1 protein-coding gene is annotated in these 200 nt (G+C 53.5%); it reads right to left on the reverse strand.

Annotated features, from left to right (window positions below):
* The coding region (locus AXI57_RS20755; protein WP_202906618.1) for a hypothetical protein at positions 1-200 on the reverse strand (200 nt) is incomplete at both ends.

Genomic DNA, 200 nt, shown 5'->3' on the forward strand with positions numbered 1-200 from the left:
CCGGTTGATCCTGTTGCTCCTGTTGATCCCGTTTCTCCTGTTGCTCCTGTTGCTCCGGTTGCTCCTGTTGCTCCTGTTGGTCCTGTTGCTCCTGTTTCTCCGGTTTCTCCTGTTGGACCTGTTTCTCCTGTTGATCCCGTTACTCCTGTTACACCTGTTGGTCCGGTTTCTCCTGTTGATCCCGTTACTCCGGTTGATCC

This window comes from Bacillus atrophaeus, from assembly GCF_001584335.1.
Taxonomy (GTDB): domain Bacteria; phylum Bacillota; class Bacilli; order Bacillales; family Bacillaceae; genus Bacillus; species Bacillus atrophaeus.